General features: G+C 61.8%; 4 protein-coding genes. All 4 read right to left on the minus strand.

Annotation, left to right across the window (positions count from 1 at the left end; genetic code table 11):
- A partial coding sequence (locus AC11W3_RS12015) for a 6-phosphofructokinase (protein ID WP_484093080.1) occupies window positions 1–1,169 on the minus strand: 1,169 nt, incomplete at its 3' end.
- 202 nt (window positions 1,170–1,371) lie between these two features.
- Window positions 1,372–2,946: a putative bifunctional diguanylate cyclase/phosphodiesterase gene (locus tag AC11W3_RS12020; protein WP_484088472.1), complete on the minus strand. Its 1,575-nt coding sequence runs from the start codon at window positions 2,944–2,946 to the stop codon at window positions 1,372–1,374.
- Window positions 2,947–2,993: 47 nt separating this feature from the next.
- On the minus strand, window positions 2,994–3,314 hold the full coding sequence (locus AC11W3_RS12025; protein WP_484088471.1) for a carboxymuconolactone decarboxylase family protein: 321 nt from the start codon (window positions 3,312–3,314) through the stop codon (window positions 2,994–2,996).
- Between the two features lie 144 nt (window positions 3,315–3,458).
- On the minus strand, window positions 3,459–3,755 hold the full coding sequence (locus tag AC11W3_RS12030; protein ID WP_484088470.1) for a hypothetical protein: 297 nt from the start codon (window positions 3,753–3,755) through the stop codon (window positions 3,459–3,461).
- Window positions 3,756–3,899: the final 144 nt, after the last annotated feature.

Consider the following 3,899-nt stretch of genomic DNA (forward strand, 5'->3'; position numbering starts at 1 on the left):
TAAAGGAACATCGGCTTGCCGAGCACATGCCGCACCTTGGGGCGGTACTCCTGGGAGTCGTAAAGTTCCGCGACATCGACCCGCTTCAGCCCCTGCATGATCGAACTGATGGGAATATGGCAATAGGTGCCCCCCTGCAGCGCAACCATCCTTCCCGACATCCCTTCAGCCACCAGGTCCATGGCCATGTTGGCGTAGTTGAAGGCCACCATGAGATCCAGCGAATCGGGGGCGCCGCTGCGCATCAGATATGAGAGCTGCTGGTAGATGATGTGCGACCCCGTCAGCTGCCTCACCGCTTCACTCACCACCACGCCGATCCCGCCGAGTTTCTTGTGCCCGTAGGCATCCTCCTGGCCGTACTCGACGATCTGCCCCCCGACCATGGAAGCTCCTTCCGACACCGTAACCATGGCGTAATTGCTCCTGTTCCCCCCCTTGTCCTCCTGCAGCAGGTGCGAGAGCTTCTCCACGTCGAAGGGGACCTCCGAGATGAGGGCACGGTCCACCCCGGAAAGGTATGCGGAAATCAGGGAGGTTTCACCTGAGTTGCGGCCGAAGAGCTCGACCACGGCTATCCGTTCGTGCGAGCCCGCGCTGGTCCGCAGGCTGTGGATGAAGTTGACGCTGCGCGTCACCGCGGTGGAGAAGCCGATGCAGTAGTCGGTGCCGAAGACATCGTTGTCCATGGTCTTCGGGATGGCGACCACCGGGAAGCCCTCGCGGTGGAGTCTTTCGGCATAGCTCAGGGTGTCGTCTCCGCCGATCGGGATGAGGGCGTCGATGCCGAGGTGCTCGAGGTTCCCCAGCACGTGACTGGTGAAGTCGTGGGTCCCGGCAGCCGAGGCGTCGAAGTCGGGCCCCTGCAGGAAGGTGGGGACCTCCGGGGTGCTGACCTTACCGGGATTGGTGCGGCTGGTATGGAGGAAGGTGCCTCCGGTGCGGTCGACGGTCCTCACGGCATGCCGGTCCAGAGGCATGATCAGCTGTTCCATCGATTCCGGATCGTCGCGATTGTAGTTGAGCAAACCGCCCCAGCCGCGACGTATCCCCACCACCTGGTAGCCGTTATCCGCGGCGCGGTTCACCAGGGTCTTCAGAGCCGGATTCAGGCCGGGGACGTCCCCGCCACCAGTCAGCACGCCAACCGTCTTCTGCCTTTCGGACATGACCAACTCCTTGTAATGCCTGCGCCGTGGGGTTAATTAGCGTGATCATTATATCGAAGGGATACCCCATTTCAAGCAACGGGGCGGTCAATCTCGGGCAGGGGCCGCCGGGTGCCGATCGGGCTCCAACGCCGGGACCGGCGGCATCGGGGGGCTGCCGGATTGCAAAGGAAGCATCCGAGCAAGGTGCATCGGCAGGCGGCTAACCTATGACGGGATTTGACCTGGCGATGAAGGCGCTGACGTCCTGCGGGCTCATGGGACGGGCGAAGTAGAAGCCCTGCATGTAGCGGCAATCGATCGAGGTGAGAAAATCCTTCTGCGCCTCGGATTCGACCCCCTCCGCGATGGCTTCCATGTCGAGACATTTGGCCATGAACATGATGGTGGTGGCAATAGCCGCATCATCGGAGGAAGTAACCACATCGTTGACGAAGGAACGGTCGATCTTCAGCGCCTGGAAGTGGTAGTGCTTGAGGGACGAGAGCGAGGAATAGCCGGTGCCGAAATCATCGATCTGGACATTTATCCCCATACGGTGCAGGCGCTCCAGCACCTCCAGGGACTCCTTCTCGTAGATCATCAGCGACTCTTCGGTGATCTCCAGCGTCAGGCGGTCAGGCGGCAAGCCACCTTCGTGAAGCGCGTCTTCTATGACCTGCTCCAGGTCCTCGTGGGTGAAGACCGAAGGCGGCATGTTGACCGCGACGTTTACATCCAGTCCTTCGTCATGGTACCACCGGGCGGCCTGACGGCAGGCCGCATTCACCACCCACTCCGTCATCGGCCAGACCAGCCCCGCGTTCTCGGCCAGCGGCACGAAACTTGTGGCGCCAAGCACGCCCAGTTGGGGATGGTTCCAGCGCACCAGGGCCTCGACGCCGATGACCCGCATGGTGGTGATGTCGAGCTTGGGCTGGTAGACCAGGAAGAGCTCGTCGTGGGTGATGGCCCGCCGCAGCCCCTGCTCCAGCTGCACCCTCTGGTCGCGCTCTTCCTGCCATTCCCCCCCATAAAAGCAGAAGGTGGAGCGTCCCTGTTGCTTCGCCTGGTTGAGCGCGACGTCCGCCATCTTGAAGAGTTCCATGGCGTCGTCGCTGTCGGCGGGGTAAAGGGCGATACCGATACTGGCGCTGGTTTTCACCTTGTACCCTTCGATGTCGAAGGGCGTGGACATCATCTCCAGCACGCGCTCGGCCACCACCGTCGGGCCGTCGGGGTCTTCGGGATGGCGCAGCAGGACCGCGAACTCGTCCCCACCCACCCTGGCGACGATATCCTCCCCGCGCCTGGCGCACCCTTCCGTCAGGCGCCGGCCGGCGTCCATCAGGAGCAGGTCCCCGCCAAAGTGCCCGCGCTTGTCGTTGATCTCCTTGAAGCGGTCCAGATCGAGAAAGAGCAGGGCCAGGTTCTCCCTGCGGCGCTTGGCGTACTCGACCGACTGGATGAGGAAGTCGTCGAAGGCCTGCCGGTTGTACAGCCCGGTCAGGCCGTCACGCGCTGCCTGTTCCCGGATGCGCTGCTGGCTGCTCAGGTGCCGCGCCTGGCTGATCGAGGTCAGCAGGTAGACGATAGCCGCCATGCTGAAAACGCCGAGGAGTTCCAGCGACCAGGAGGCCATGGCCCGCAGTTCCGGCCGGTCCGCGAGCCAGAGGTCGAAGACCAGGTCGGCGACGAAGAGCCAGCAGAGGCTGCTGAAGAGGTAGATGGCGGTGATGGCCGCGGAGGACAGGCTCCCTATCCAGTTGAAAAAGTCGGATACCTTGCCACGGATCATCGATGCCCCCTACCCGCAGGCGGTATCTTCTCTCCCGGAGGCTTCCATCAGTAACCTCTCTCCAGGACGTCATCGACCCAGGCAAGGGCCGCGGCAGTCTTGGGAAAGCCGATGGTGCTGATCAGCGCGATGACGGCGTGGTGTATCTCTTCCGGAGTGGCGCCTGCCTCCAGGGCCCGAATGGTGTGGCTGTGGGTCGAGCCGTGGGACATGAGGGCGGCTGAGGCGGCGAGCTGGACGAGGTGCAGGGTCTTCTGGTCCAGCGGTCCGGAAGCCTGGGCGACGGCTCGCAGATTCTCGACTGCGGCGACCACCCCGGCGTGCCGCTCTTTGAAATTCAGGTAGTGCTGATGAGGTACTCGCGTCATGATTTCCTCCTTCTTTCATGTGAGCTTGGCATCTGGGGATTTATTTGCAGATTGTACCCAACTAGTCTAGCCGCTTTCCGTTAGGAGGCAAATGAGGATGGAGCCCTCACCGCGATAATTATCCCTCCACCCTCAACCTTTCTCTCACGGCAGGTAATAAGTAATCTCATGGTGACCGACGAGAAGCTGCAGCCCGATCGGCGTAGGGCGCTCGCAAGGCGTGCAGTTCCAGCGCTCCAGGAGCTCGCGGGCATGACTGCCGCATTCCGGGGTGAAGAAGAGCTCGAGGCCGCCTCCCTCCCGATCACTCTTGAAGAGAGCCATCATGCGGGGGCCGCGTGCAGCGGCGAAGGCTTTTTCAAAGGCCTCCTGGCATTCGGCGACGCGTCCTGCCGCCACCTCGTCAGCAGCGAGCTTCAGACTGTACCAATTCGTTTCCATTCTCTTTCTCCTTACTAATTAGCGCTAATCTTCCGCTATGAGATTGTCATCCCCGAATGCCCTTATCGGGGATCCAGATTTCACGTCGTTTAGGAGCTGGATTCCCGATCAGAATCGCTTCGGGAATGACAGTTTTGGAAGCTG

The sequence above is a fragment of the Geomonas sp. genome (genome assembly GCF_056994735.1).